The organism is Pseudomonas sp. DL (assembly GCF_047199225.1).
Lineage (GTDB): Bacteria > Pseudomonadota > Gammaproteobacteria > Pseudomonadales > Pseudomonadaceae > Pseudomonas > Pseudomonas aeruginosa.
This window is the reverse complement of record NZ_CP178323.1, coordinates 3,348,445-3,373,562: the sequence shown is the minus strand read 5'-3', so window position 1 is coordinate 3,373,562 and position 25,118 is coordinate 3,348,445. Positions and strand designations below refer to the sequence as shown.

The window sequence follows — 25,118 nt, the reverse complement described above, 5'->3', positions numbered from 1 at the left end:
CATGCGGCTATGCGTGATTGGTGCGGGCTATGTGGGACTGGTGACGGCGGCCTGTTTCGCCGAGATGGGCAACCAGGTGCGTTGCGTGGAGCGTGACCGCGAGCGGGTCGCGCGGCTGAGACGCGGCGAGATGCCGATCTACGAACCGGGCCTGGAAAGCATCCTGCGCGATCAGCTGGACGCCGCCCGCCTGACCTTCACCGCCAGCCTGGCGGAAGGCCTGGCCGACGCCGAAGTGGTGTTCATCGCCGTCGGCACGCCGTGCGGCGAGGACGGCTCGGCCGACCTCAGCCACGTGATGGCGGTCGCCGAGCAACTTGGCGCGCAACTGCGCCAGGCCTGCATCGTGGTCAACAAGTCGACCGTGCCGGTGGGCACCGCCGAACGGGTCGAAGAGATCATCCGCCTGGGCCTGGCGCGCCGGCGCAAGCGCTTCCGGGTGGCGGTGGCGAGCAATCCGGAGTTCCTCAAGGAAGGTTCGGCGGTGGACGACTTCAGGCGCCCGGACCGGGTCATCATCGGCAGCGCCGAGACGCAGGCCGGGGAAACCCTGCGCCAGCTCTACGCGCCGTTCCTGCGCAATCACGAACGGGTCCTGCTGATGGGGCGCCGCGAGGCCGAGTTCAGCAAGTACGCGGCCAATGCCTTCCTCGCCACCAAGATTTCCTTCATGAACGAGATGGCCGGGCTGTGCGCCCTCACCGGCGTCGACATCGAGGACGTGCGCCGCGGCATGGGTAGCGACAAGCGCATCGGTACCCATTTCATCTACGCCGGCTGCGGCTACGGCGGCTCGTGCTTTCCCAAGGACGTCCGCGCGCTGATCCGCAGCGCCGAGCAACAGGGCTTCGACAGCCAGATACTGCGTGCGGTGGAAGCGCGCAACGCGCGGCAGAAGGAACTGCTCTTCGAGACCCTCGGCGAACTGTTCCAGGGACGCTGGCAAGGGCGCACGGTGGCGCTCTGGGGGCTGGCCTTCAAGCCGGGTACCGACGACCTGCGCGAGGCGCCGAGCCTGGTCCTGCTGGAGGCGCTGCTGCGCCACGGGGTGCGGGTCAGGGCCCATGACCCGGTGGCCAACGCCGGGGTCGCGGCACGCTATCCGGACGCGCTGGCGTGCGCCCAGTTGACGCTCCACGACTCGCCCTACGCGGCCGTCGAGGGCGCCGATGCCCTGGTGCTGGTGACCGAGTGGAAACAGTTCCGCCAGCCGGACTTCCAGAAAATCCGTGGATCCATGCGAACTCCCCTGTTGGTCGACGGTCGGAATCTCTACGCACCGGCGCGGATGGCGGAACTGGGCTTCATCTACCAGGGCATAGGACGTCCAAGGGCCGGGCATTGTAAGGCGAGCGCAGCCTGATTAGACTGCGCGCCATCCGCATACTTCGTCCATGTCGAAGGATTCTCATGATCAAGAAATGTCTTTTCCCGGCCGCCGGTTACGGCACCCGTTTCCTCCCCGCCACCAAGGCCATGCCCAAGGAAATGCTGCCGGTGGTGAACAAGCCGCTGATCCAGTACGCGGTGGAGGAGGCGCTGGAAGCCGGCCTTTCCGAGATCGGCATCGTCACCGGCCGCGGCAAGCGTTCGCTGGAAGACCACTTCGACATCAGCTACGAGCTGGAACACCAGATCCGCAACACCGACAAGGAAAAGTACCTGGTCGGCATCCGTCGGCTGATCGACGAGTGCACCTTCGCCTACACCCGCCAGGTGGAGATGAAGGGCCTCGGCCACGCCATCCTCACCGGTCGTCCGCTGATCGGCGACGAGCCGTTCGCCGTGGTCCTGGCCGACGACCTGTGCCTGAACCTCGAAGGCGACAGCGTGCTGAAGCAGATGGTCAAGCTGTACAACCAGTTCCGCTGCTCCATCGTGGCGATCCAGGAAGTGCCGCCGGAAGAGACCAACAAGTACGGCGTGATCGCCGGCGAGATGATCCGCGACGATATCTTCCGGGTGAACACCATGGTCGAGAAGCCGAAGCCGGAAGAGGCGCCGTCGAACCTGGCGATCATCGGCCGCTACATCCTGACCCCGGACATCTTCGACCTGATCGAGCAGACTGAACCGGGCAAGGGCGGCGAGATCCAGATCACCGATGCCCTGATGAAGCAGGCCCAGGACGGCTGCGTGCTGGCCTACAAGTTCAAGGGCAAGCGTTTCGACTGCGGCAGCGCCGAGGGTTACATCGAGGCGACCAACTTCTGCTACGAAAACCTCTACAAGACCGGCAAGGCTCACTGAGCCTCGCCGTTCCCGATGAAGAATGCCGCGTCCCCGATGGGGGCGCGGCGTTTTTCGTATGAGGCGAACGGCCATGGGGGGTATCCGCCCTACCTGAGCTGTCGGCGGGCGTGGCGTTGTTGGCGTCGGGCCAATAACCCCGCCAGCCTGGCCTGGGCCACGCGGCGCCTCCGCGCCCGGTCAGGGAATCGGCAGCGCCTCGGAACCCGGGCCCAGCGGCTGGCCGTAGCTGAACTCCACATAGTTGCCCGCGGGATCGCGCAGGCCGCAGTAGTAGCCGACCGGATAGGGCTCGTCGCGCGGCGCCCAGACCAGGCAGCCGGCGGCCTCGGCGCGGCGCGCCAGATCGTCTACCGCGGCGCGGCTGGAGAGGGCGAAGCCGAAATGACTGTAATCGTCGCTGGCCAGGTTGCGCGGCTGGCCGCCGGGCATGATGACGAAGATGAAGCGTTGTTCCTGGCCGGGTTCGGCCATCCAGACGATCTGCGAGCCTTTGCCGGGGCGCCGGTGGATCACCCGCATGCCGCAGAAGGTTTCGTAGAAGGCGATGCAGGCGTCGAGGTCGGGGACGTGCAGCGCCAGGTGGGTGAGGGTGGGGGACATCGCGCTTACCTCCACGGACAAGCATAGCCCATCGCCTGCCAGGCCCTGCGCTGAGCCGTTTCGACAGGTTTCTGCGTCGATCCGGCGGGAGCCGACGCTGGTGAATGGGTTATGCTGGAACGCATCTGATCCAGGAGTAGGAACATGTCTTTCGATTTCGATCTGTTCGTCATCGGCGCCGGCTCAGGGGGTGTACGCGCCGCCCGCTTCGCCGCCGGCTTCGGTGCCCGTGTCGCGGTGGCGGAGAGTCGCTACCTGGGTGGCACCTGCGTCAACGTCGGCTGCGTGCCGAAGAAGCTGCTGGTCTATGGCGCGCATTTCAGCGAGGACTTCGAGCAGGCCCGGGCCTATGGCTGGAGCGCCGGCGAGGCGCAGTTCGACTGGGCGACCCTGATCGGCAACAAGAACCGCGAGATCCAGCGGCTCAACGGGATCTACCGCAACCTGCTGGTGAACAGCGGGGTGACCTTGCTCGAAGGTCACGCCCGTCTGCTCGATGCGCACAGCGTCGAGGTGGACGGCCAGCGCTTCAGCGCCAAGCACATTCTCGTTGCCACCGGTGGCTGGCCGCAGGTGCCGGACATTCCCGGCAAGGAACACGCGATCACCTCCAACGAAGCGTTCTTCCTCGAGCGCCTGCCGCGCCGCGTGCTGGTGGTCGGCGGCGGCTACATCGCCGTCGAGTTCGCCTCGATCTTCAACGGGCTCGGCGCCGAGACCACCTTGCTCTACCGTCGCGACCTGTTCCTGCGCGGCTTCGACCGCAGCGTCCGCGAGCATCTGCGCGACGAATTGGGCAAGAAGGGCCTGGACCTGCAGTTCAACAGCGACATCGCCCGTATCGACAAACAGGCCGATGGCAGCCTGGCCGCGACCCTCAAGGACGGCCGGGTGCTGGAGGCGGACTGCGTGTTCTACGCCACCGGGCGGCGGCCGATGCTGGACGACCTGGGCCTGGAAAACACAGCTGTGAAGCTGACCGACAAGGGCTTCATCGCGGTCGACGAGCACTACCAGACCAGCGAGCCGTCGATCCTCGCCCTCGGTGACGTGATCGGTCGCGTCCAGTTGACCCCCGTGGCGCTGGCCGAGGGCATGGCGGTGGCACGGCGATTGTTCAAGCCGGAGGAGTATAGCCCGGTGGACTACAAGTTGATTCCCACCGCGGTGTTCAGCCTGCCCAACATCGGCACCGTCGGCCTGACCGAGGAGGAGGCGCTGAGCGCCGGGCACAAGGTGAAGATCTTCGAGAGCCGCTTCCGGCCGATGAAGCTGACCCTTACCGACGACCAGGAAAAGACCCTGATGAAGCTGGTCGTGGATGCCCACGACGACAGGGTGCTGGGTTGCCACATGGTCGGCGCCGAGGCCGGCGAGATCCTCCAGGGTATTGCGGTGGCGATGAAGGCCGGGGCGACCAAGCAGGCGTTCGACGAGACCATCGGCATCCACCCGACCGCGGCGGAAGAGTTCGTCACCCTGCGCACGCCGACGCGCTGAGCCGCATCTGAACGAAGAAGCCGGCCCCTGGGCCGGCTTCTTTCATTTTCGCGCTCAGCGCGAGGGGGCCTCGGCCAGCGCCGCCGCTGCGTCGTCGCGGCGCCTGGCGTAGCGTTGCGCGAGCACCGCGCAGACCATCAGCTGGATCTGGTGGAACAGCATCAGCGGCAACACCATCGGCCCCACCGCACTGGTGGCGAACAGCACCTTGGCCATGGGCACGCCGGTGGCCAGGCTCTTCTTCGAACCGCAGAAGACGATGGTGATCTCGTCTTCCTTGCTGAAGCCCAGGCGTCGCGCCAGCACCGTGGTCAGCACCAGGGCCAGGGCGAGGATCACGCAGCAGGCGACGGTCAGGCCGAGCAGCGCCAGCCAGGGTACTTCGTGCCACAGGCCCTGGATCACCGCAGCGCTGAAGGCGGTGTAGACCACCAGCAGGATCGAGCCCTGGTCGACATAGCGCAGCACCGGTTTGTTGCGCTCCACCCAGGTGCCGATCCAGCGCCGCAGGACCTGGCCAGCGATGAAGGGTACCAGCAGTTGCAGGGTGATCTTGCCGATGGCGTCCAGCGCGTTGCCGGTCTCGCCTTCGGCGCCGAGCAGCAGCTTGACCAGCAGCGGGGTAAGGAATACGCCGAGCAGGCTCGACACGGAAGCGCTGCATACCGCTGCCGGCACGTTGCCGCGCGCCAGCGAGGTGAAGGCGATGGAGGATTGCACCGTGGCCGGCAGGGCGCAGAGGAACAGGATGCCGAGGTACAGCTCCGGGGTGACCATCGGCGACAGTGCCGGTTTCAGCGCCAGGCCGAGCAGCGGGAACATCACGAAGGTGCAGGCGAACACCAGCAGGTGCAGGCGCCAGTGGGTCATGCCGGCGATGATCGCCTGGCGCGACAGCTTGGCGCCGTGGAGGAAGAACAGCAGGCCGATGCCGATGTTGGTCACCCATTCGAAGACCACGGCGGTCTGGCCGCTGCAGGGCAGGAAAGTGGCGAGAAGGACGGTGGCGATCAGCGCCAGGGTGAAGTTATCCGGAAGGAAACGCGGTCGGGACATGGGCACGCTCTGCAGGATCGGGGGAACACATGGCAGTCTTCTGGCTGCCTGGCGAACCTGCACTGTAGCCATGGGCTGGGCGACCGGCTAACGCCAGAAGGCCAGCCGATGACGCCGAATGGACAGGGCGGCCGCCGCGCCGCCCCGAGGGGCTCAGACGACGCTGGCCAGCAGCGGCTCGCTGACGCTGGGACGGACCTTGCCGGCATGGGGAGAGAACTCCAGGCGGACGGCGAGCACGGTGACCAGCGAGCGCAGCTTCTCCGCGATCACGCTGGCGCGGTGCTGGCTGAGGCCGGGGAAGGTCAGCAGCAGGCGGATCTTGTGGTCCTCGCGGTCGGCGCGAACCCGCTCCGGGGTGAAGGATTGCACGGCGAACAGGTTGAGCACCCGGCACAGCAGGTCCGGATCGGCCATGCCCTCGATATGGAAGATCGACAGGGTCTCGGTATCTGCGCAGGAGGTTTCCCAGACGTTCGGGCGGATCACCTGGCGTTCTTCGCCGTCAGGGTGTTTGGCCAGGAAAAGGGGGGCGAGGGTTGACATGTGACGCTCCAGGCAGTGTTTCGACGAGAGAAATTCTCCCAGAGGCGTGCCGGATTTTTTCTCCTGTTTTTGCGTGATTTTGCGCTATATGTGCATACTTGATTCCTATATTTTTCTTTGTAGGGAATATTTATGTCCATTCCATTGGATATCTACGATCAGCGTATTCTTGCGTTGCTGCAGGAGGAATCCTCGCTTTCCACCGCCGAGATCGCCGAGCGCATCGGACTTTCCCAGTCGCCCTGCTGGCGGCGCATCCAGCGCCTGAAGGAGGAGGGGGTGATCCGCAAGCAGGTGACCCTGCTCGACCGCAAGAAGATCGGCCTGAATACCCAGGTATTCGCCCAGATCAAGCTCAACGCCCATGGGCGCAAGAACCTCACCGATTTCGCCGAGGCGATGCACCAGTTTCCCGAGGTGCTGGAGTGCCACGTACTGATGGGCGCGGTGGACTTCATGCTGCGTATCGTCACCCGCGATATCGAATCCTACGAACGCTTTTTCTTCGAGAAACTGTCGGCGGTGCCGGGCATCCAGGAAGTGAACTCCATCGTCGCCTTGTCGGAAATCAAATCCACCACTACCTTGCCCCTGCTCGCTCCCTGAGCCTTCCCGGAGAACGCCTGCCCATGACCATCAGCAAGACCAAGTCCAGCTTCTACCGCCGCCTCTACGTCGCCTACCTGATCGACAGCGGCACCGCCAGCGTGCCGGAGATCATGGCCGCCACCGGCATGCCCCGGCGTACCGCACAGGACACCATCGCCGCGCTGGAGGAACTGGACATCGTCTGCGAGTTCGAGCAGCGGGAGGGTGCGCGCAACCACCAGGGCGGCTATGTCATCCGCGACTGGGGGGCGGTACGGCGGGAGTGGGTGGTCGAGCAGCATCGGCGAATCGCGGCGGCGCTGGAGTATCCGGCGGAATGAGCCACGCGCTGGCGGCCACATGCATATAAAAGAAGGAGGGGCTCAAACTGCCTCCCCTCCCGAGCATGCGTTCTTCAGATGCCGCTCTGTTCCAGGGTGGCCTGGCGGGCGCGCTGGGCCAGCTCCTCGGCGGGCTGGACGCTGCTGCCGGCGGTAGGCGGCGGTGCCGGCATATGCGGCTTGAGGTAGGCCGCCAGGCTGACGCCGCAGTAGACCAGCAGGGCCATGGCGATCAGCGCCTTGTATGGGTCGATGTCGGAACGGCGCTTGCAGACCATACAGATATGCCCTTCGCTGGCTGGGCGTTCGCCACAGTTGCGACAGCGGATCATGCCTTCCTCCCGCCGGATTTTCCCGCCTGCCAGAACGCCAGCGAGGCTTCCTCGCGGGCCTGCTCGGCGCTCAGGCCGATATCCTTCAGTTCCGCCGCTTCCAGGTCCAGCAGCGCGCGCCGGGTCAGCTGGCGTTGCCGGGCCAGGCGATAGCCGCGACGCAGGGCCTGCGCCAGGTTGTCCATCGCGGCGAGTGGGAAGGGGCCATCGAGGCGTTGGCGGCGCTCGGATTTCGCACTGAGTCGCGTCATGCTGCGTACTCCATATTGATCGGCTGGACGACGGAGATAGAATGGCCATCGCGCGCTGTTCCGTACAGGTCCAGAAAAGGTGGGTTGACTGCATACAGATCAAGCGCTCCCCGGCCTGAATGGTGGATTTCGCCACCATCTGTACCGGTCCCGCTTTCGCTCACCCTGGAGTCCCGCTCATGACCCTTTATCTGCAACTCGCCGAGACCCTCGGTTCGCGCATCGAACAGGGCCTCTACCGTCCGGGCGACCGGCTGCCCTCGGTGCGGGCCATGAGCATCGAGCACGGCGTCAGCCTGAGCACCGTGCAACAGGCATACAGGCTGCTGGAAGATCGCGGGCTGGCCGAGCCGCGGCCGAAGTCCGGCTATTTCGTCCCGGCCGCGCGACAGATGCCGCCGCTGCCGGCGATCGCCCGCCTGGCCCAGCGGCCGGTGGAAATCTCGCAATGGGAGCAGGTGCTGGCCCTGGTCAGCACGGTACCGCGGCCGGACGTGGTCCAGCTCGGCCGCGGCATGCCGGACATCTCCAGCCCTTCGCTGAAACCGCTGACCCGCAGCCTGGCCCGGCTCAACCGCCACGCCGACGCCCGTGCGCTGGCCTACGACGGGATCCACGGCTCGCCGTTGCTGCGCGAGGAAGTCGCCCGCCTGTTGGTGGACTCCGGCTGTCGGGCCACCGCCAGCGACGTGGTGATCACCACCGGCTGCCACGAGGCCCTGTCGGTGAGCATCCGCGCGGTGTGCGAACCGGGCGATATCGTCGCGGTGGAGTCGCCGAGCTTCCATGGCGCCATGCAATCGCTGAAAGGCCTCGGCATGAAGGCCCTGGAGATCCCCACCGATCCGGTCAACGGCATCAGCCTGGAAGCCCTCGAACTGGCGCTGGAACAGTGGCCGATCAAGGCCATCCAGGTGACCCCGAACTGCAACAACCCGCTCGGCTACATCATGCCCGAGTCGCGCAAGCGGGCGCTGCTGGCCCTGGCCCAGCGCTACGACGTGGCGATCATCGAGGACGATGTCTATGGCGACCTGGCCTACACCTATCCGCGCCCGCGCACCATCAAGTCGTACGACGACGATGGCCGGGTGCTGCTCTGCGGGTCGTTCTCCAAGGTCCTGGCGCCGGGCCTGCGGATCGGCTGGATGGTACCCGGGCGCTACGCCGACCGCGTGCTGCACATGAAGTACATCAGTACCGGCGCCAGCGCCCTGCAACCGCAACTGGCGATCGCCGAGTTCATCGGCAACGGCCACTACGAGCCGCACTTGCGGCGCATGCGCGCCCAGTACCAGCGCGGACGCGACCTGATGATCGACTGGGTGGCGCGCTATTTCCCGGAGGGCACCCGCGCCAGCCGGCCCCAGGGCGGTTTCCTGCTCTGGGTCGAACTGGACGAGGCGTTCGACACCCTGCGCCTGGACAAGGCCTTGCGCAACCGCGGCGTACAAGTCGCGGTGGGCTGCATCTTCTCCGCTTCCGGCAAGTACCGGAACTGCCTGCGGATGAACTACGCGGCGTTGCCGACCCCGGCCATCGAGCAGGCGGTCAGGCGAGTAGGGGAGAGCGCTTGCGAGCTGCTGGAGCCTTGCGAGGCCTGAGCGGCAGTCGTGCTTTCGACGCAGTCGACGATTGCACAAATAGCAAATGCTAATCATTCGCATTGTTTGCTAGAGTTGCCTGATGCATGCATCCGCCGGCGCCGCTGGGCGCCGGTCACCAGGAGACCATCGTCATGTCGCAACCCGCCTATCGTCTGTTCAATGTCGAACTCAAGCGCCGCGAGCAACTCAGCCCGGCGCTGACCCGCTTCGTCTTCGGCGGCCCGGAGGTCGCCGAGATGAAGACCCTGGCCGCCGACCAGCGGATCAAGATCTTCTTCCCCGATGCCAGCGGCCAGCCGCCCAGCCTGCCCGGTGGCAGCGAGTGGTACCAGGCCTATCGCAGCGTCGAGCCGGCTCGCCGGCCGCCGATGCGTACCTACACCATCCGTGCGCTGCGCGCCGAGCAGGAGGAGGTCGACGTGGAGTTCGTCCTCCACGGCGAGAACGGCCCGGCCTCGGCCTGGGCGACCCACGCGCGGATCGGCGACCGCCTGCAACTGGCCGCGCCCAACCGGCAATACGGCGATGACCCCGGCGGCTACGAATGGAAGCCGCCGGCTGGCGTCCGCCATATCCTGCTGATCGCCGACGAAACCGCCTTGCCCGCGGTGGCGGGAATTCTCGAGGAGCTGGCCGGCGAAGCCGAGCCGCCGGTGGTCGAGGCCTTTCTCGAGGTGCCGGGAGAAGCCGACATCCTCGACCTGCCGGCGATTCCCGCTGCGCGCCTGCACTGGCTGCCGCGCCACCAGGCCGGCATCCATTCGCGCAACGGCGAGCGGATGATCGAGGCGGCGCGCCAGGCGCGGCTGCCGGAGCGCGAGGTGGCGGGTGGTGCGGCCCAGGAGCTGGAGGACATCGATATCGACGAGGAGATCCTCTGGGAACTGGCGAGCCCCGAGAGCGGCAGTTTCTACGCCTGGGTCGCCGGCGAGTCGGCGGCGGTGATGGCGATCCGGCGCTACCTGGTGCAGGAGCGCGGTATCGACAAGCGTCATCTGACCCTGATGGGCTATTGGCGCCTGGGCAAGGTGTTCGACTGATGGGCCGCTTCGTCGGGAAACAGGCGGACGGCTACGAGACGCGGATCGGCCGCCTGTTGCCGGGCTACGAGTTGCTGCACCTGCTCAGTCGCGCGCAGTTGCTGGCCCGTCTGCCGGAACGGGCGCGCCTGCTCAGCGTCGGCTGCGGCGCCGGCGGCGAACTGGCGGAGCTGGCCGGGTTGCATCCAGGCTGGCGTTTCGTCGCGGCGGACCTGTCGGCCGACATGCTCGCCCTGGCCCGCCAGCGCTGCGCCAGGCTCGGCCTGCTGGAGCGGATCGAGCTGCACTGCGGCGACGTCGCCGGGCTACCGCCTGCGCCGCCTTGCGATGCGGCGCTGGTCCTGCTGGTGCTGCATTTCCTGCGCGGCGACCAGGCCAAGCGGCGCTTTCTCGAGGCGGTCGCCGAGCGTCTGGCGCCAGCGGCGCCGTTGCTGCTGGCCAACCTGATGGAAGCCCGGGACGCCTTCGAACGTCCGGTGCAGGCCGAGGCCTGCCGCTTGGCCGGGCTTTCCCCGGAGGACAGCGACGGCATGCTGCAACGCTTGCGCGAGGATTTCGATCCGTTGTCCGAGCAGCGCCTCGGCGAACTGCTGGAAGACACCGGCTTCGTCCTGCCCAGCCGCTATTTCCAGGCCGTGGGCTACCAGGCCTGGATCGCCTTCCGCGCCGGCTGAGGATGCCTCAGGCGAGGCGCGCCTGCGGCGTGATCTGGCGTGGGTCGGTCAGCAGCTCCAGCAGCGCCGGGCGTCCGCTTTCGCGGGCGCGGCGGAACGCGGCGGGGAAGTCGGCGCTGCATTCCACTCGTTCAGCGTGGGCGCCGAAGGCTCGCGCCAGGGCGACGAAGTCGGGGTTGTCCAGGCGGGTGGCGGATACCCGCCCGGGATATTCGCGTTCCTGATGCATGCGGATGGTGCCGAGCATGCCGTTGTTGACCACGATCACCACCGGCGTCGCGCCGAACTGCGCGGCGGTCGCCAGCTCCTGCGGATACATCATGAAACAGCCGTCGCCGGCGAAGCACACCACGCTGCGCTGCGGATCGCGCAGGCTGGCGGCGATCGCGGCGGGCAGGCCGTAGCCCATGGCGCCGTTGGTCGGCGCCAACTGCGTGCGGGCCTGGCGATAGCGGTAGAAGCGATGCACCCAGACGGCATAGTTGCCGGCACCGTTGGCGATCACCGCGTCGTCCGGCAGGTTTTCGCTGAGGTACGCGACCACGGACGCCAGGTCGACGCCCTGGATGGCGGGGTCGCTCGCGGCCGGGGTCGAGTAGGCCAGGTAGTCGGCATGGGCGGCTTCGCGCCAGTCCTGCCAAGTGCTCGAGGGCAACGGCGCGAGGTCGGCCAGGGCCTCGGCGAAGGCACACGGGGTGGCCTGGATCGGCAGTCGCGCCAGGTAGACGCGGTTCAGTTCCGCGCTGTCCGGATGCACGTGGATCAGCGTCTGCGCGGGGGCCGGACTACGCACCAGGCTGTAGCCAGCGCTCGGCGTTTCGCCCAGGCGCGCCCCGACCACCAGCAGCAGGTCGGCCTGGCGCAGCCGCTCCAATAGCGCCGGCGCCGCGCCGAAGCCCAGTTGTCCGGCGTAGTGCGGGTCACGGTTGTCGAACAGGTCCTGGCGACGGAACGAGGTGGCCACCGGCAGGCCATTGGCCTCGACGAAGGCGCCTAGCCGTTTCCTGGCGGCACTGTCCCAGCCGCTGCCGCCAAGTACCAGCAGGGGGCGCCTGGCGTTCGCCAGCAGTTCGCGCAGTTCCGCCATCGCCGTGGCGCCCGGCCGCCCCGGAAGCACCCTTGGCTCTGGCGCATCGGCGACCTGCGCGGAACCGAAGAGGATTTCCTCGGGCAGGGCGACCACGACCGGGCCCGGTCGGCCCGAGGTGGCGACGCTGAAGGCGCGGCCGACGAGCTCCGGGATGCGTTCGATACGGTCGATTTCCACGGCCCACTTGGCCAGGCCCGAGAACATCTGCACGTAGTCGACTTCCTGGAACGCCTCGCGGCCCTTGAAGGCGCTTTCCACCTGGCCGACGAACAGGATCATCGGCGTCGAGTCCTGCTGCGCCGTGTGCACGCCATTCGCCGCATGGGTGGCACCGGGGCCGCGGGTGACGAAGCAGATGCCTGGTCGGCCGGTCAGCTTGCCGTAGGCATCGGCCATGTTCGAGGCGGCACCCTCGTGGCGGGTGACGATGCTGCGGATGCCGTCGGCGTCGTGCAGCGCGTCGAGCACCGGCAGGTAGCTTTCCCCGGGGATGCAGTAGACGGTATCGACGGCATTGCGCCGCAATGCCTCTACCAGGATCTGCCCGCCGTTGCGCTGGGGAAGGGAGTCGGACATGAGGGCCTCGCTGCGCACGTTGTGATTGCCCCGATCTTCGGCCCAAAGCACGTCCGCGCCAAGCGACCTTTCTTCGCGAGTTCATTCCCGTGGCGCATGAACCCTCGTTCTTCGTTCCGGGGGAGGCCCCTTTCAGCGCTTCATCTGGACGAGAAGGGGACTGGAGCGTCATCGCAACGGGTCTCCTCTAGGCGGATCGGAGAGCGCGGTTTTCCGCTCGTTTCTCCATCTTCTCCTCAATTATGTCTATGTAACTATTTCCTCTAGCAAAAAGGATTGTTCTTACATTATTTATAAATTTTCTTTGTTAGTTTTTCCTCGAGCAGTGCTGTTTGGCGGCTTCCTGAGGGGAAGATTTTTGCTGGGGCGCTGAGATAGAGGACGAGTTGTTGTTTGGTCGTCGGTAAGTTTCGGCTTTTTGTCTTTTAGTCCGATGGGCAAGGGTACCAATGAGCAGGGAGGTTTTTAGGGTGAAATTTTTATCCGGTTTCTGGGAGCGCCGTCGTGCGAATGGCACTCCTCTAGTGTGTATCGAAGAGCGTGGCAGTGGTGCAGGCGAATTCTCGTCGGTGTCCCGTAGGGTTGAAACTGCTCCTGACGTACGTAGCGTTGCGTCTGCAGATCCGGAGCAGTGGATACATTCCCAGGAGTACGAGCTTTCTTTCTGGAAGGATAAATGGCCCTATCGCCATCTGTCTGTCGAGGAACTACAAGAGGCCCGGCATAAGGATGCAATGTGGTTTCTTGGGAAGATGGGGTTCACGTACGGATCCTCGCATTATCGCTACGAAGGTTTTGAAGGTAAGGTTTTGGAAGTAGGTAGTGGGCCGATCGGCTTTTTCGAGAAGGTCGAAGGCGTGACAGTGACTGCCCAGGACTCATTGATGGGGCTGTATGCAGAGAATCTTCCATTCTCGATTCTCGGGGAAAGAGGTTCTTCTTGTTATATAAGGGATGGTGTTGCCGATATAGAGAGTACGTTCGATTTCGTCGTTTGCTCAAATGTGCTTGACCATACGGCCGACTGGATCCAATTCCTGATTGACTGTGTGGGCAGGTTGAGGACGGGCGGTGAGTTACTGTTGGTGACTGACTCTCGCGGAGTTCCAGCAATCGGGCATACACAGATATTCAGCCATGATCAACTGGTTCGTGTCTTGGAGTTGCTGGGGGCAAAGCAGTTCAAGGTGAAAGCCGTCGAGCGGGAGGATGGCGGTCACTGTGACTATCGTCATTATTTTCGGGTGATTTTCTAAAGTGCTCCCCGTCAATTGCTTTGCCTGGGCGGGCGCCAGGTTTACGCGTGTTTATCCAGGCTAGATAGAAGGGAGATGGTTGCTATCAGGTACTGCATCGATAGTAGCCTGGCTGTCAGCCGGATAGCGGCTGCTCCGGAGCATCTGGTGGGCCATATAGCCGCCCGCCGCGAGTTTGTATGAACCCTGCAAGGGGCTGCATGCAGAGGTCATGCCGTCAGCGACTGACATCGATCAAATCAGCCACCACTTGAACAGGAAGAAGAACGCCATGCCCAGCAGCATGCTCGCCAGGGTATTGCGGGTATAGAGCACCAGCGCCACGGTGACTGCGCCGCTGACCAGGTAGGGATTGTCGTAGCCGAGGTCGATGCGGCCTTCTGGCATGAACACGATGGGGCCGCAGATCGCGGTGAGCATGCCGGGCACGGCGAAACCGAGGAACTGCCGCAGGTTGCTGCCGAGGCGGATCGGCAGGCGCGGTTCGAGGAACAGGTAGCGGTTGAGGAAGACGATCGCGCCCATCCCGAAGATCACTGCCCAGACCATGGCGCCTCCCGATACAGCTTGTTGCAGATGAAACCGGCGGCCATCCCGGCGAGACCGGCGAGGACCAGCGCCGAACTCCATTGCCAGTGGCTGAACAGCACCGAGCAGAACAGCGAGGTGGCCACGCAGACCAGCGTCGGTACGTTGCGCACCAGCGGCGCGACCAGGGCGATGAAGGTGGCGGCGATGGAGAAATCCAGGCCCAGGTGTTCGAGACCGGGAATGCTGCGGCCAAGCAGGATGCCGGCGAGGGTGAACAGGTTCCAGGCGATATAGAAGGTCAGGCCGACGCCGAGGGCGTACCAGCGGTTGAAGTTGCGCCGGTCGTGCTGGCTGGCGAGGGCGAAGAACTCGTCGGTGAGCAGGAAGCCCAGGCCGATCCGCCAGCGTCCCGGCAGAGGTGACAGGACCGGCCGCAAGCTCATGCCGTAGAGCAGGTGCTGCGAGGTCAGGAGGAGGGTGGTGAAGATGATCGAAAAGAACCCGGCACCGCCCTTGAGCATGCCGATCGCCACCAACTGGGCGGCGCCGGCGAAGACGATGGCGGACAGGCCCTGGCCCTCGGCCGGGGTGAGGTTGGCTTCGATGGCCATCGATCCCGCCAGCAGCCCCCAGGGCGCGACGGCCAGGGACAATGGGAGGATGGCGACGGCGCCGCGGAGAAAGGCTTGGCGGGGCAGGTCGTGGGCAGTCATGGGGGCATGGCGGTGGTGAACGTCGGTCCAGCATGCCAGCAGGCGCATCGGGCTGGCTTGAACGATCTTGCTCTTCGTATCCGTTATCCACGCAGGCGAAAGCGGCCGGTGTCCTTCCTTATATAAGGAGGACGGGCAGGGCAGGCGGCGGACGAGCGAGGGCCGCTCGAGGGCGCTGCGAAGAATCGAGGGAGAGAAGAACCGGAGCGGAGCTAACGCGGATGCTGACCGATCTTGTGGCCGCGGAACTTGGCGCCGAGGGACGGCTGGTAGGACATGGAACACCCGGTTTATTGCTGTTGTAGGGTTGGCACAGCTTAGCCTTGTTCAATTTTTCGTACAACGGAGCCTGTAAAATATCTGCTGCACCAGGTTGAACACCTTGCCTGGCCTGGCTTTGGCCGCTTTCGCGATGCGCTGGAAGGCCCTGTCTACGGCCATTTCGCCGGCCGCGAGGGCGACGAGAGGGCTATTGACAACAAATTGGCTTTCCGATTGACTCTGGCTCCAGCCCCCGCATGATTGAAATTTTTAACAAAAAAGGTGTTGCATCATGTCGGTACCCCTGCGTGCCGTTCAGCTCACTGAGCCGAGCCTGTTCCTTCAGGAACATCCCGAGGTCCAGTTCGTCGACCTTCTGATTTCAGACATGAATGGCGTGGTTCGCGGCAAGCGAATCGAACGCAACAGTCTGCCCAAAGTCTTCGAAAAAGGTATCAACCTTCCCGCTTCCCTGTTCGCCCTCGATATCACCGGCTCCACCGTAGAGAGTACCGGCCTGGGTCTCGACATCGGCGACGCCGACCGGATCTGCTACCCGATCCCCGGCACCCTCTCCATGGAACCCTGGCAGAAGCGGCCGACCGCGCAACTGCTGATGACCATGCATGAGCTGGAAGGTGATCCCTTCTTCGCCGACCCCCGCGAAGTCCTGCGCCAGGTGGTGGCCAGGTTCACCGAGATGGAACTGACCATCGTCGCCGCCTTCGAGCTGGAGTTCTACCTGATCGACCAGGAGAACGTGAACGGCCGGCCGCAGCCTCCGCGCTCGCCGATCTCCGGCAAGCGTCCGCAGTCGGTGCAGGTGTACTCCATCGACGACCTCGACGAATACGTCGAGTGCCTCCAGGACATCATCGACGGCGCCCGCGCCCAGGGCATCCCGGCCGACGCCATCGTCGCCGAATCCGCACCGGCGCAGTTCGAGGTCAACCTGCATCACGTCGCCGACCCGATGAAGGCCTGCGACTATGCGGTGCTGCTCAAGCGCCTGATCAAGAACATCGCCTACGACCACGAGATGGACACCACCTTCATGGCCAAGCCCTATCCGGGCCAGGCCGGGAACGGACTGCACGTACACATCTCGCTGCTCGACAAGCACGGCAACAACATCTTCACCAGCGAGGATCCCGAGCAGAACGCCGCATTGCGCCATGCGATCGGCGGCGTGCTCGAGACCCTGCCGGCCTCCATGGCCTTCCTCTGCCCGAACGTCAACTCCTACCGCCGCTTCGGTTCGCAGTTCTACGTGCCGAACGCGCCGAGCTGGGGCCTGGACAACCGCACCGTGGCCCTGCGCGTGCCCACCGGCAGCCCGGACGCGGTACGCCTGGAACATCGCGTCGCCGGCGCCGACGCCAACCCCTACCTGCTGCTGGCCTCGGTGCTTGCCGGGGTGCACCACGGGCTGACCAACAAGGTCGAGCCGGGCGCGCCGATCGAAGGCAACTCCTACGAGCAGATGGAGCCGAGCCTGCCGAACAACCTGCGCGACGCCCTGCGCGAACTGGACGACAGCGAGATCCTGGCGAAGTACATCGATCCGAAGTACATCGACATCTTCGTCGCCTGCAAGGAAAGCGAGCTGGAGGAGTTCGAGTACTCGATCTCCGACCTCGAGTACAACTGGTACCTGCACACCGTGTGAGCATGGGCGGGCGGCTCCGGTCCGGCGCCGCCCGCCCGTTCTTCCGTCGAGGTTCCCACCCTTGCTGAAGGTAGACGGCGGCAAGCCTGCGGTTTCCGCCCGTCCGCCTTCCTTTGCTGTGCATTAGAAAAAGAAGAAATCGAGGCAAGCATACCCATGTCGAATCCTCCCCCCACCGCAGAACGAACCCAGCTTCGCAAGTCCCTCAAGCTGTGGCAGATCGTCATGATCGGGTTGGCCTACCTGACCCCGATGACCGTCTTCGACACCTTCGGCATCGTATCCGGGATTTCCCAGGGACACGTGCCCACCGCCTACCTGCTGGCCCTCGCCGGCGTGCTGTTCACCGCGATCAGCTACGGCAAGCTGGTCCGCCAGTTCCCCACCGCAGGCTCGGCCTATACCTACGCGCAACGGGCGATCAATCCCCATGTCGGCTTCATGGTCGGCTGGTCGTCGCTGCTGGACTACCTGTTCCTGCCGATGATCAACGCACTGCTGGCGAAGATCTACCTGACCGCATTGTTCCCCGAGGTCGCCCCGTGGATCTGGGTGGTGATGTTCGTGCTGATCATGACCCTCATCAACATCAAGAGCGTGAACCTGGTCGCCAATTTCAACACCGTCTTCGTGCTGGTCCAGCTGGCGATCATCGTGGTCTTCATCGGCCTGGTGATCCATGGCCTGAACAACGGGGAGGGGACCGCCACGGTGCTCAGTACCCAGCCGTTCTTCTCCGAGCACGCGCATCTCTCGGCGATGGTGGCGGGGGCGACGATCCTCTGCTTTTCCTTCCTCGGTTTCGACGCGGTGACTACGCTGTCCGAGGAAACCCGCGACGCCGGCAGGGTGATCCCGCGGGCGATCTTCCTCACCGCGCTGTACGGCGGGGTGATCTTCATCACCGTGTCGTATTTCCTGCAGTCCTATTTCCCGACCAACGTACGCTTCAAGGAACCCGACGCGGCGCTGCCGGAAATCGCCCTGTACGTCGGCGGCAAGCTGTTCCAGTCGATCTTCCTCTGCGCCACCTTCATCAATACCCTGGCGTCGGGCCTGGCCTCCCAGGCCAGCGTGTCGCGCCTGCTGTACGTGATGGGGCGGGACAACGTGCTGCCGGAGCGGATCTTCGGCTTCGTCCATCCGAAATGGCGTACGCCGTCGATCAACGTGCTCATCGTGGGCATGGTGGCGCTCTCGGCGATCTCCTTCGACCTGGTGACCGCGACCGCGCTGATCAATTTCGGCGCCCTGGTGGCCTTCACCTTCGTCAATCTCTCGGTGATCGTGCATTTCTATGTGCGCGGCGGGCGCAACCGCAGCCTCAAGGAGCATTTCCACTACCTGGTCCTGCCATTGCTCGGCGCGGCCATCGTCGCGGTGCTCTGGCTCAACCTGGAAAGCACCTCGCTGGTGATGGGGCTGATCTGGGCCGGGCTGGGCTTCGGCTACCTGTTCTACCTGACTCGCAGCTTCAGCCGTCCGCCGCCGCGCTTCCAGGAGAGCGAGCTGAGCCCGACCCAGTGAGGCGAGCGGTGAATGGATTCAGCGGAAATGTGAAGGAAAAAGATTGGTAATCTTCACGAAATTTTCACGGTGACGGGTCAATCATGGACCCATGGCTAACGGACTAGCCCCCCATCTGAAGCCCGCCTCATGGCGGGCTTTGGCTATCTGCAGACAGCGAATTTCGCGTTTTCCCTCCTTTTCACAGGGATTTCCGGCCTCCCGGCTGGCAATGCGCCTGCGACGACATGTCCGAATCCAGACAGAATTGGACGCCCCCAAAAAGCGCAGACACGGCTAGAATCCACGCCGTCCCGATCCGGTTCGATGGCCGTGGCGGGGGAGCCCGGTATCCGCTGGTCGGTGTTTCCTGTGGTGCTGCGCGTCCTTCCCTAGACTACCCGGCTCGCTCGAACCATCCCTTCGCGGGGGCGGAACGGCACAGGGTCGTTCGGCATGGAAGCTGCCTGGGCCGGCCTTCGACACACCTATAAGAGTAGAAATCTGCATGACATACCCTGAACGTCCCCTGCTTCATCTGCTGACGCGTACCAGCCTGGTGGGCCAGATCATCGTCGGCCTGATCGCCGGCCTGCTGCTCGCCAGCTTCTTCCCGGCCGCCGCGCTCAAGGTCGGCTTCATCGGCAAGGTCTTCGTTTCCGCGCTGAAGGCCGTCGCGCCGGTACTGGTGTTCGTCCTGGTGATGGCATCCATCGCCAACCACAAGCAAGGCCAGCAGACCCATATCCGGCCGATCCTGCTGCTGTACCTGGTCGGCACCTTCAGCGCCGCGGTGGTGGCGGTGATCGCCAGCTTCGCCTTCCCCTCGAGCCTGGTGCTGGCCAGCCATCCGGGCGAGATGTCGCCTCCGGGCGGCATCGCCGAGGTGCTCCAGTCCCTGCTGCTGAGCGTGGTGGACAACCCGGTCAACGCCCTGATCTCGGCCAACTTCATCGGCATCCTGGCCTGGGCCATCGGCCTCGGCATCGCCTTCCGCCACGCCAGCGATACCACCCGCAACCTGCTCTCCGAGCTGTCCAACGGCGTCTCGCTGATCGTCAAGGTGGTGATTCGCTTCGCCCCGCTGGGCATCTTCGGCCTGGTCGCCTCGACCTTCGCCGAGTCCGGCGTCGAGGCCCTGAAAGGCTATGCCCACCTGCTGGTGGTGTTGCTCGGCTGCATGCTGTTCGTGGCCTTCGTGGTCAACCCGCTGATCGTGTTCCTGAAGATCCGCCGCAATCCCTATCCGCTGGTGCTGACCTGCCTGCGCGAAAGCGGCATGACCGCGTTCTTCACCCGCAGCTCGGCAGCCAATATCCCGGTCAACCTGCAGCTCTGCGAGCGCCTTGGCCTGCACGAAGACACCTATTCGGTATCGATCCCGCTGGGCGCGACCATCAACATGGCTGGCGCGGCGATCACCATCACCGTGCTGACCCTGGCAGCGGTGCATACCCTGGGCATCGCCGTGGACGTACCGACCGCGATCCTGCTCAGCGTGGTGGCGTCGATCTGCGCCTGCGGCGCGTCCGGCGTGGCCGGCGGTTCGCTGCTGCTGATCCCGCTGGCCTGCAGCCTGTTCGGGATTCCCAGCGAGGTGGCGATGCAGGTGGTGGCGGTAGGCTTCATCATCGCGATCCTCCAGGACTCCGCGGAGACCGCGCTGAACTCCTCGACCGACGTGCTGTTCACCGCAGCCGCCTGCGAGGCGGAAGAGCGCAAGGCGAGCGCCGCCTGATTCGATCCCTGGGTCACGGAAGAAACCGCCTTCGGGCGGTTTCTTCGTTTCGCCCCGGCGTGCTTTGACCTGTGCGCCGCGCTGCGGCCTAATGGTCGCCCGTCCTTCCCGAGTTGCCGCATGTCGTCTCCTTCCTTGCCCGATGCCAGTCTCCGCGCCAGCACCCTGCATCTGCCGGCCGGTCCCTGGAGCACCGTGCTCGACTGTCTCTGCGCGCGTTTCCCGGCCATCGACCGTGACACCTGGCTGGCGCGCATGCAGCGGGGCCGGGTGCTGGACGCCGAGGGGCGTGCGCTGGGCCCGCAGGCGGCATATCGCGAAGGCCTGCGTGTGCACTACTTCCGCGAGTTGCCGGTGGAGGCACCGATTCCTTTCGAGGCGCGCATCCTGTACCGCGACGAGCATCTGCTGGTGGCGGACAAGCCGCACTTCCTGCCGGTGATGCCGGCCGGCGGCTACGTCGAGCAGACGCTCCTGGCGCGGCTGGCCCGCAGCACCGGCAATCGCGACCTGGTGCCGCTGCACCGGATCGACCGGCATACCGCCGGGCTGGTGCTGTTCTCGACCAATCCCGGCAGCCGCGGGCGCTACCAGGCGCTGTTCCGCGAGCGGCGCATCGACAAGTGCTACGAAGCGATCGCTCCGGCCTTGCCGCAACTGGACTTCCCGTTGCTGCGCAGGACCCGCCTGGTGCCCGGCGAGCCGTTCTTCCGCATGCGCGAAGGCGAGGGCGAGCCGAACAGCGAGACGCGCATCGAGGTCGTCGAGCGCAACGGCCGCTGGTGGCGCTACCGGCTGTATCCGGTGACCGGCAAGAAGCACCAGCTGCGCGTGCACCTCGCGGCACTCGGCGCGGGTATCCAGAACGATGGGTTCTATCCCGAGCTGCTGGACGCCGAGGGCAGCCCCGACGACTACCTGCGGCCGCTCAAGCTGCTGGCCAGGGGGCTGCGCTTCGACGACCCGCTGAGCGGGGAGAGGCGTACGTTCGAATCCGGGCTGCGGCTCGATTGGCAGGTGTAGGCGACAGGCTCGCCAGCGGAATGCTGGCGTACGTCGCCGACCCGGAGCGCATGGCGCGTTTCTATGAACAGGCGCTCGGCCTGGAGGGCTGCGCGGGCGAGTAGAAGGATCGCCCGCTGGTGCGGCTGGACGCGCCCGCCGGAGCGGGCGCGGGTCGCTCAGGGACGCTTGTCCAGCTTGACCACCAGGCGCAGTTGCTCGACGCAACCGCGGCTCTGCTCGATCAGTTTGCCGAACTCGGCGCTGTTGATCTCGTCGTGGTTGAGCCAACTGGTCTTCTGCACTTCCCGATAACGATAGTGGTAGCCGCCATCCTTGGCCGGTTCGGCCTGCAGGTCGATGTCGAACCAGGGACTGCGGATCTCGCAACTGTGCGCCGGCTCGTCAGTCTTGCCGCCGGACAGGCTGATGTCGTAGGAGGTGATCTGCGGTTCGCCCAGGTACAGCTCGGCCAACTGGCCTTCGCTACGGTACTTGGCGAAGGCATCCCACTGGCTGGCCAGGTCCTGGCGGTTGTAGAAATACTCTCCGCCGAGCCGGTCGAGGGCGCGGCGGTCGGTAAGCCTGGCACTGATCGTATAGCTGGGCGGCAGCACGAACTGGCTGTCGTCGCGCTCCAGCACGCAGTCGCTGCCTTCCTTGGCGAAGTTGCGGCACAGGTCCTGGTCGGTGCTGGTGCGGCCGCGCTGGCGATCGGCGACGCTGAGCTGCATCAGCGGCGCGTTGGAAAGCTCCACGCGCGACTCGACCCGGGCTTCGCCGTCATGGGTGTAATGCTCGCTGCGGGTCACGCGCAGGGTGTCGCCGGGCGCTTCCAGGGGAATCTCGTCGCGCCGCACCTTGCCGTCGGCGCCCAGCACCAGCGCCCAGCGCTGCTGGATGTCGGGCATGATGCGGCCGGGAGCGAACACCGGGTTGGTCGGGTCCAGCCACCAGGTCTTGCCGTCCACCTCGGCGCGGACGATGGCATGGTTCGGCGCGTACATGCCGGGCACCAGCAGGTCCCAGACCACGTCGCCGCGGCTGACCAGGGTCGGTTCGGCCTTGATCCCGGCGGCCTTGAGCATGGCGCCGAGGAGGATCGCCAGGTCCTTGCAGTCGCCGTAGCCATTGCGCTCGATCTCCGCCAGGGAGAAGGGCACGTAGCCGCGCTCGCTGGCGCGCCAGTCGCCCAGGTAGCGGTAGGTGTCGTTGATGTACTGCATCAGGCCGGCGACCTGCTCGCGGGCCGGCTTGCCCTTCACCGCGGCGACGGCCGCCGCGGCGCCCTTGGGCAGCTCCGCGGCGAGGATCTCGTTGTAGCGCGCGGCGAACGGGCCGAAGTTGTCCTGCAGGTCCAGCGAACTGCCCAGCTCCAGGCGCGGGGTATGGCGCAGGTAGGCGTTGCCGGCTTCGTTGATGTAGTTGGTGTATTGCGGCTTTTTCAGGCTGACCTTGAGGGTCTTCTTGTCGGCGCTCTGTTCGATGCGATAGGCGTCCATCAGCTCGCTGCGCACGAAGATCGGCCGCTCGGCCTTGAACTCGGCGACGAAGCGGTCGTCGCGCACCGGCATCGGTGGGCGGCTGAGAATGTAGTGGAACTGGGTGCTCAGCGGCTTGGCGGTGAAGTGCTCGCGCAGGGTGTAGCTGATGCGGGTGCCGACGCGCAGGTTGGGGAACGCCAGGGAGGTCTGGCGTTCGCGCAGGAAGCCCTGGTCCGGGTTCGGCGCGGTGCGCGTATCGATCTGCGACTGGTCCAGCGGCACCGGCTTGCCGCCGGGCTGGGTCAGCTCGGCCTTCTCCACGATCAGGCTGTCGGTCTCCGCGTAGCTGCGATCGATGCGCGAGAGCATCTCGCGGCCGCTCGGCTTGAGGATGGTGAAGCTGTAGGTGCTCACGCAATCGGTGCTGTTGTCGGCGTTGAACTGGCAGCGGAACTCGGTTTCGCCGGCCAGCGGCGCCTCGGCGATCGGTTGCAGTGCGGCGAGGGCCGGGGTGGCGGCGCAGAAGACGCTGGCGGCGAGGAAGGAAGGGGAGAAGGGATGACGGGGCATCGGTGCCTCAGGATGAAACGTTTGAGCGGAGCTCCCAGGCGTCGCCTGGCGCATGGGGGCGCCGGGCGATAGCCGGGGAGATGGACCCTGAATGATAGGTTTTATCAATTCCGCATGTCGACCGGCGGGTCCGGTTATGTGCGGAATGTCGCCGTTGCGATCTTTTCGCCGGCTTCATTTGCCGGGCTTTGCCGTTCTGTGGCAGGAGCACGCCTGTTCCTGGCGCTCCGGAACCGGGTCGTAGCCGCCGGGGTGCCAGGGGTGGCAGCGCAGCAGCCGGCGCGCGCCGAGGTAGCCGCCTCGCAGCGCGCCATGCACGCGGATGGCTTCCAGGGTGTAGTGCGAGCAACTGGGGTAGAAGCGGCAGCGGGGACCGATCAGCGGGCTGATTGCGTACTGGTAGAAGCGGATCAGCCCGATCAGCAGGAACTTCATGGCGAGCCCTCGGCGGGGTTGCGGCGGCGAGCGGGCATTGTAGCGCCGTTGTCGGTCCTCAAGGAGCATTCTCCGCCGCGCAATAAAGGGTCCGCCCGTCGACGAGGCTGCGAGCAGTCGCCAGGCGGCCGCGCAGGCCGGGTTCTTCCGGCGCCAGCGTGCCTTCGCGCCAATCGCCTCCGCGCAACGGAATCAGCGCCGAACGGCCGTAGCCCGGGCAGTACGCCTCGGCGTCGCCCTCCAGATAGTCGACGCCGTCCAGGGTCAGCTCGCCGACATTCCAGCGCGCGCCGAGGTAGGCCTGGCGGAACGGCCCGTCGGCAAGGACGTAGAAGCCCCCGCGCACCTCGCTGGCCGCCGTGGCGAAGCCGATGGTGCGTCGCGGTTGCGGGATCACCAGCAGCGGTCGCCGTGGGTCGGCGAAGGCCTCCTGCAACTCGACCAGGCGCTGGCGGGTGGCGCCCATCTCGCGCCGGTAGCGCTCGCCGCGCGCCCGCGCGTCGTCGGGAAGTTCGCTCCAGGTCGGAGGCTGGTCGCGCAGCAGGTAGTCCAGCGGCCAGGTGCCGGCCGTCGCGGCTTCCTTCCAGTCCGCGTCGTCGTCGCGCAGGTCCAGCAGCACTCCGGCCAGCGCGCCGATCTCGTAGGCTTCGCTGTCGACGCCGACGCCGATCTCGTTGGCATCGTAGAAGGCCAGGGCGTACTCCCGCAGCGCCTGCCGATAGCGTTGCGGATCCTCGGCGAAATCGGTGCGGTAGCGCGCGGCGGCGGCCATCTCGATGTAGCGCGCGGTGCCTTCGCTGAGATCGACCTGCGCCGCCAGCCGGCTTTCCTCGGGAGCCGCTTCGCGCCAGCGGCGCAGCCAGCCCTGGGCGTCGCTCAGGTAGCTGTCGCGCTGCCCGGGCGTGCGCAGGGCCTGGAGCAGCGACTGGAACAGGGCATAGCGGTATTCCCGCGGGCGCGGGTCGAGCGTGGCCAGGTCGCCGCGATAGCCACCGGGCTTGCGCAGGCCCGGCCAGTCTTCCTGGGCGTAGCGATGGAAGGCTTCGTGCGGGCCGATGGCGGCCAGCGTCTCGCTATTGCCGGTATTGCTCCGCAGGTGCGCGGCGCTGATCTGCAGCAGCACCGCCGGACGGCCCCGGTAACGCGGAAAGGCATAGCTCAGGTCGAGATCCGGGTCGCTGTCGCCCGCCGCCGTGGTGCGCTGCGCGCGGCCTTCGGCATCGGCGACCCAGGTACTGCGGCCATCGCTGTAGAGGAAGGCCTTGTCGGCCATCCGCCAGCCGGGCCAGAGTCGTTCGCTGTGCTGGCCGACGGCATGGACATAGGCCAGGTAGCGGCGGGCGAACGACTCGCTGTCCGTCGCCGCGGCGGGAAGGGACAGGGCAAGCAGGAGCAGGGGCAGGGCTCGGGTCATGGCGGGTACGGTTGCGCAAGGTCGGTCGGGGCGACGAAGGTATGCCGCCGCTTCCCGATTGACCGTCGCGGCCGCTGCCGCGTTC

24 protein-coding genes are annotated in these 25,118 nt (G+C 65.7%); 13 read left to right on the top strand and 11 right to left on the bottom strand.

Features of this window, described 5'->3' with window-relative positions; all coding sequences use genetic code 11:
- Window position 1 precedes the first annotated feature (1 nt).
- Window positions 2–1,363, top strand: a complete 1,362-nt coding sequence (locus ACI766_RS15615) for a UDP-glucose 6-dehydrogenase (RefSeq protein ID WP_003118550.1) — start codon at window positions 2–4, stop codon at window positions 1,361–1,363.
- A gap of 47 nt (window positions 1,364–1,410) precedes the next feature.
- On the top strand, window positions 1,411–2,250 hold the full coding sequence (gene galU, locus ACI766_RS15610) for a UTP--glucose-1-phosphate uridylyltransferase GalU (RefSeq protein ID WP_003088639.1): 840 nt from the start codon (window positions 1,411–1,413) through the stop codon (window positions 2,248–2,250).
- Window positions 2,251–2,430: 180 nt separating this feature from the next.
- Here galU and ACI766_RS15605 read toward each other — a convergent pair whose 3' ends face one another.
- A complete protein-coding gene (locus tag ACI766_RS15605) occupies window positions 2,431–2,853 on the bottom strand; it encodes a VOC family protein (RefSeq protein WP_003100368.1) in 423 nt (140 codons plus the stop codon).
- Window positions 2,854–2,997: 144 nt separating this feature from the next.
- On the opposite strand from ACI766_RS15605, the gene gorA reads away from it, so the two are divergent.
- Window positions 2,998–4,353 carry a glutathione-disulfide reductase gene (gorA, locus tag ACI766_RS15600; protein WP_058170351.1) on the top strand — a complete coding sequence of 452 codons (1,356 nt, stop codon included), beginning with the start codon at window positions 2,998–3,000 and terminating at the stop codon, window positions 4,351–4,353.
- 54 nt (window positions 4,354–4,407) lie between these two features.
- On the opposite strand, the gene ACI766_RS15595 is transcribed toward gorA, so the two are convergent.
- Both ACI766_RS15595 and ACI766_RS15590 read right to left on the bottom strand, forming a co-directional pair.
- Window positions 4,408–5,409 carry a bile acid:sodium symporter family protein gene (locus ACI766_RS15595; protein ID WP_003121709.1) on the bottom strand — a complete coding sequence of 334 codons (1,002 nt, stop codon included), beginning with the start codon at window positions 5,407–5,409 and terminating at the stop codon, window positions 4,408–4,410.
- Between the two features lie 153 nt (window positions 5,410–5,562).
- Window positions 5,563–5,955 (bottom strand): hypothetical protein, encoded by a 393-nt coding sequence (locus tag ACI766_RS15590; protein WP_003088646.1) that lies wholly within the window; start codon window positions 5,953–5,955, stop codon window positions 5,563–5,565.
- A gap of 132 nt (window positions 5,956–6,087) precedes the next feature.
- Between ACI766_RS15590 and ACI766_RS15585 the strand changes: the two genes are divergently transcribed.
- Window positions 6,088–6,561, top strand: coding sequence for an Lrp/AsnC family transcriptional regulator (locus ACI766_RS15585; protein WP_003100361.1), 474 nt, complete (start codon window positions 6,088–6,090; stop codon window positions 6,559–6,561).
- A gap of 23 nt (window positions 6,562–6,584) precedes the next feature.
- Window positions 6,585–6,884 (top strand): winged helix-turn-helix domain-containing protein, encoded by a 300-nt coding sequence (locus ACI766_RS15580; RefSeq protein ID WP_003118549.1) that lies wholly within the window; start codon window positions 6,585–6,587, stop codon window positions 6,882–6,884.
- Window positions 6,885–6,958: 74 nt separating this feature from the next.
- On the opposite strand, the gene ACI766_RS15575 is transcribed toward ACI766_RS15580, so the two are convergent.
- Window positions 6,959–7,216, bottom strand: a complete 258-nt coding sequence (locus tag ACI766_RS15575) for a hypothetical protein (protein WP_016851700.1) — start codon at window positions 7,214–7,216, stop codon at window positions 6,959–6,961.
- A complete protein-coding gene (locus tag ACI766_RS15570) occupies window positions 7,213–7,467 on the bottom strand; it encodes a DUF1127 domain-containing protein (RefSeq protein ID WP_003100355.1) in 255 nt (84 codons plus the stop codon). The genes ACI766_RS15575 and ACI766_RS15570 overlap by 4 nt, the downstream gene beginning before the upstream one ends.
- 179 nt (window positions 7,468–7,646) lie before the next feature.
- On the opposite strand from ACI766_RS15570, the gene ACI766_RS15565 reads away from it, so the two are divergent.
- The 3 genes from ACI766_RS15565 (at window position 7,647) to ACI766_RS15555 (ending at window position 10,788) form a co-directional block, all read left to right on the top strand.
- Window positions 7,647–9,071 (top strand): PLP-dependent aminotransferase family protein, encoded by a 1,425-nt coding sequence (locus tag ACI766_RS15565; protein ID WP_003088661.1) that lies wholly within the window; start codon window positions 7,647–7,649, stop codon window positions 9,069–9,071.
- A gap of 134 nt (window positions 9,072–9,205) precedes the next feature.
- On the top strand, window positions 9,206–10,114 hold the full coding sequence (locus ACI766_RS15560) for a siderophore-interacting protein (RefSeq protein WP_004349552.1): 909 nt from the start codon (window positions 9,206–9,208) through the stop codon (window positions 10,112–10,114).
- Window positions 10,114–10,788 (top strand): class I SAM-dependent methyltransferase, encoded by a 675-nt coding sequence (locus ACI766_RS15555; protein WP_023086315.1) that lies wholly within the window; start codon window positions 10,114–10,116, stop codon window positions 10,786–10,788. The genes ACI766_RS15560 and ACI766_RS15555 overlap by 1 nt, the downstream gene beginning before the upstream one ends.
- Window positions 10,789–10,795: 7 nt before the next feature.
- Here ACI766_RS15555 and ACI766_RS15550 read toward each other — a convergent pair whose 3' ends face one another.
- Window positions 10,796–12,454: a thiamine pyrophosphate-binding protein gene (locus ACI766_RS15550; protein ID WP_023086314.1), complete on the bottom strand. Its 1,659-nt coding sequence runs from the start codon at window positions 12,452–12,454 to the stop codon at window positions 10,796–10,798.
- Between the two features lie 734 nt (window positions 12,455–13,188).
- Here ACI766_RS15550 and ACI766_RS15545 point away from each other — a divergent pair.
- Window positions 13,189–13,710: a class I SAM-dependent methyltransferase gene (locus ACI766_RS15545; RefSeq protein ID WP_031628225.1), complete on the top strand. Its 522-nt coding sequence runs from the start codon at window positions 13,189–13,191 to the stop codon at window positions 13,708–13,710.
- A gap of 234 nt (window positions 13,711–13,944) precedes the next feature.
- On the opposite strand, the gene ACI766_RS15540 is transcribed toward ACI766_RS15545, so the two are convergent.
- Together ACI766_RS15540 and ACI766_RS15535 are read right to left on the bottom strand one after the other, a co-directional pair.
- Complete coding sequence (locus ACI766_RS15540; RefSeq protein ID WP_003088669.1) at window positions 13,945–14,259, bottom strand: AzlD domain-containing protein; 315 nt, start codon at window positions 14,257–14,259, stop codon at window positions 13,945–13,947.
- A complete protein-coding gene (locus ACI766_RS15535; protein WP_003162262.1) occupies window positions 14,244–14,954 on the bottom strand; it encodes an AzlC family ABC transporter permease in 711 nt (236 codons plus the stop codon). Before ACI766_RS15535 ends, ACI766_RS15540 begins: the two co-directional genes overlap by 16 nt.
- 553 nt (window positions 14,955–15,507) lie before the next feature.
- On the opposite strand from ACI766_RS15535, the gene ACI766_RS15530 reads away from it, so the two are divergent.
- From ACI766_RS15530 to ACI766_RS15515, 4 genes are all read left to right on the top strand, one after another.
- A complete protein-coding gene (locus ACI766_RS15530; RefSeq protein ID WP_023104300.1) occupies window positions 15,508–16,884 on the top strand; it encodes a glutamine synthetase family protein in 1,377 nt (458 codons plus the stop codon).
- A 156-nt stretch (window positions 16,885–17,040) separates the two neighbouring features.
- Window positions 17,041–18,411: an APC family permease gene (locus tag ACI766_RS15525; RefSeq protein WP_003106497.1), complete on the top strand. Its 1,371-nt coding sequence runs from the start codon at window positions 17,041–17,043 to the stop codon at window positions 18,409–18,411.
- 487 nt (window positions 18,412–18,898) lie between these two features.
- Window positions 18,899–20,128, top strand: coding sequence for a serine/threonine transporter SstT (sstT, locus tag ACI766_RS15520; RefSeq protein WP_003114881.1), 1,230 nt, complete (start codon window positions 18,899–18,901; stop codon window positions 20,126–20,128).
- A gap of 120 nt (window positions 20,129–20,248) precedes the next feature.
- Window positions 20,249–21,151: an RluA family pseudouridine synthase gene (locus ACI766_RS15515; protein WP_003106501.1), complete on the top strand. Its 903-nt coding sequence runs from the start codon at window positions 20,249–20,251 to the stop codon at window positions 21,149–21,151.
- Window positions 21,152–21,309: 158 nt separating this feature from the next.
- Here the strand turns inward: ACI766_RS15515 and ACI766_RS15510 are convergent, their stop codons facing one another.
- From ACI766_RS15510 to ACI766_RS15500, 3 genes are all read right to left on the bottom strand, one after another.
- A complete protein-coding gene (locus ACI766_RS15510; RefSeq protein ID WP_023086312.1) occupies window positions 21,310–23,184 on the bottom strand; it encodes a DUF3857 domain-containing transglutaminase family protein in 1,875 nt (624 codons plus the stop codon).
- Between the two features lie 174 nt (window positions 23,185–23,358).
- The gene (gene yidD, locus ACI766_RS15505) at window positions 23,359–23,619 is read right to left on the bottom strand and encodes a membrane protein insertion efficiency factor YidD (RefSeq protein WP_023086311.1); all 261 of its coding nucleotides are present in this window, start codon (window positions 23,617–23,619) and stop codon (window positions 23,359–23,361) included.
- 58 nt (window positions 23,620–23,677) lie between these two features.
- A complete protein-coding gene (locus tag ACI766_RS15500; protein ID WP_023086310.1) occupies window positions 23,678–25,033 on the bottom strand; it encodes a hypothetical protein in 1,356 nt (451 codons plus the stop codon).
- Window positions 25,034–25,118 lie beyond the last annotated feature (85 nt).

Bases quoted from the DNA above. Each gene is read 5' to 3' on its own strand.
- ACI766_RS15615 (WP_003118550.1), top strand. From the start codon at position 2: ATGCGGCTATGCGTGATTGGTGCGGGCTATGTGGGACTGGTGACGGCG.
- galU (WP_003088639.1), top strand. From the start codon at position 1,411: ATGATCAAGAAATGTCTTTTCCCGGCCGCCGGTTACGGCACCCGTTTC.
- ACI766_RS15605 (WP_003100368.1), bottom strand. From the start codon at position 2,853: ATGTCCCCCACCCTCACCCACCTGGCGCTGCACGTCCCCGACCTCGAC.
- gorA (WP_058170351.1), top strand. From the start codon at position 2,998: ATGTCTTTCGATTTCGATCTGTTCGTCATCGGCGCCGGCTCAGGGGGT.
- ACI766_RS15595 (WP_003121709.1), bottom strand. From the start codon at position 5,409: ATGTCCCGACCGCGTTTCCTTCCGGATAACTTCACCCTGGCGCTGATC.
- ACI766_RS15590 (WP_003088646.1), bottom strand. From the start codon at position 5,955: ATGTCAACCCTCGCCCCCCTTTTCCTGGCCAAACACCCTGACGGCGAA.
- ACI766_RS15585 (WP_003100361.1), top strand. From the start codon at position 6,088: ATGTCCATTCCATTGGATATCTACGATCAGCGTATTCTTGCGTTGCTG.
- ACI766_RS15580 (WP_003118549.1), top strand. From the start codon at position 6,585: ATGACCATCAGCAAGACCAAGTCCAGCTTCTACCGCCGCCTCTACGTC.
- ACI766_RS15575 (WP_016851700.1), bottom strand. From the start codon at position 7,216: ATGATCCGCTGTCGCAACTGTGGCGAACGCCCAGCCAGCGAAGGGCAT.
- ACI766_RS15570 (WP_003100355.1), bottom strand. From the start codon at position 7,467: ATGACGCGACTCAGTGCGAAATCCGAGCGCCGCCAACGCCTCGATGGC.
- ACI766_RS15565 (WP_003088661.1), top strand. From the start codon at position 7,647: ATGACCCTTTATCTGCAACTCGCCGAGACCCTCGGTTCGCGCATCGAA.
- ACI766_RS15560 (WP_004349552.1), top strand. From the start codon at position 9,206: ATGTCGCAACCCGCCTATCGTCTGTTCAATGTCGAACTCAAGCGCCGC.
- ACI766_RS15555 (WP_023086315.1), top strand. From the start codon at position 10,114: ATGGGCCGCTTCGTCGGGAAACAGGCGGACGGCTACGAGACGCGGATC.
- ACI766_RS15550 (WP_023086314.1), bottom strand. From the start codon at position 12,454: ATGTCCGACTCCCTTCCCCAGCGCAACGGCGGGCAGATCCTGGTAGAG.
- ACI766_RS15545 (WP_031628225.1), top strand. From the start codon at position 13,189: ATGTGGTTTCTTGGGAAGATGGGGTTCACGTACGGATCCTCGCATTAT.
- ACI766_RS15540 (WP_003088669.1), bottom strand. From the start codon at position 14,259: ATGGTCTGGGCAGTGATCTTCGGGATGGGCGCGATCGTCTTCCTCAAC.
- ACI766_RS15535 (WP_003162262.1), bottom strand. From the start codon at position 14,954: ATGACTGCCCACGACCTGCCCCGCCAAGCCTTTCTCCGCGGCGCCGTC.
- ACI766_RS15530 (WP_023104300.1), top strand. From the start codon at position 15,508: ATGTCGGTACCCCTGCGTGCCGTTCAGCTCACTGAGCCGAGCCTGTTC.
- ACI766_RS15525 (WP_003106497.1), top strand. From the start codon at position 17,041: ATGTCGAATCCTCCCCCCACCGCAGAACGAACCCAGCTTCGCAAGTCC.
- sstT (WP_003114881.1), top strand. From the start codon at position 18,899: ATGACATACCCTGAACGTCCCCTGCTTCATCTGCTGACGCGTACCAGC.
- ACI766_RS15515 (WP_003106501.1), top strand. From the start codon at position 20,249: ATGTCGTCTCCTTCCTTGCCCGATGCCAGTCTCCGCGCCAGCACCCTG.
- ACI766_RS15510 (WP_023086312.1), bottom strand. From the start codon at position 23,184: ATGCCCCGTCATCCCTTCTCCCCTTCCTTCCTCGCCGCCAGCGTCTTC.
- yidD (WP_023086311.1), bottom strand. From the start codon at position 23,619: ATGAAGTTCCTGCTGATCGGGCTGATCCGCTTCTACCAGTACGCAATC.
- ACI766_RS15500 (WP_023086310.1), bottom strand. From the start codon at position 25,033: ATGACCCGAGCCCTGCCCCTGCTCCTGCTTGCCCTGTCCCTTCCCGCC.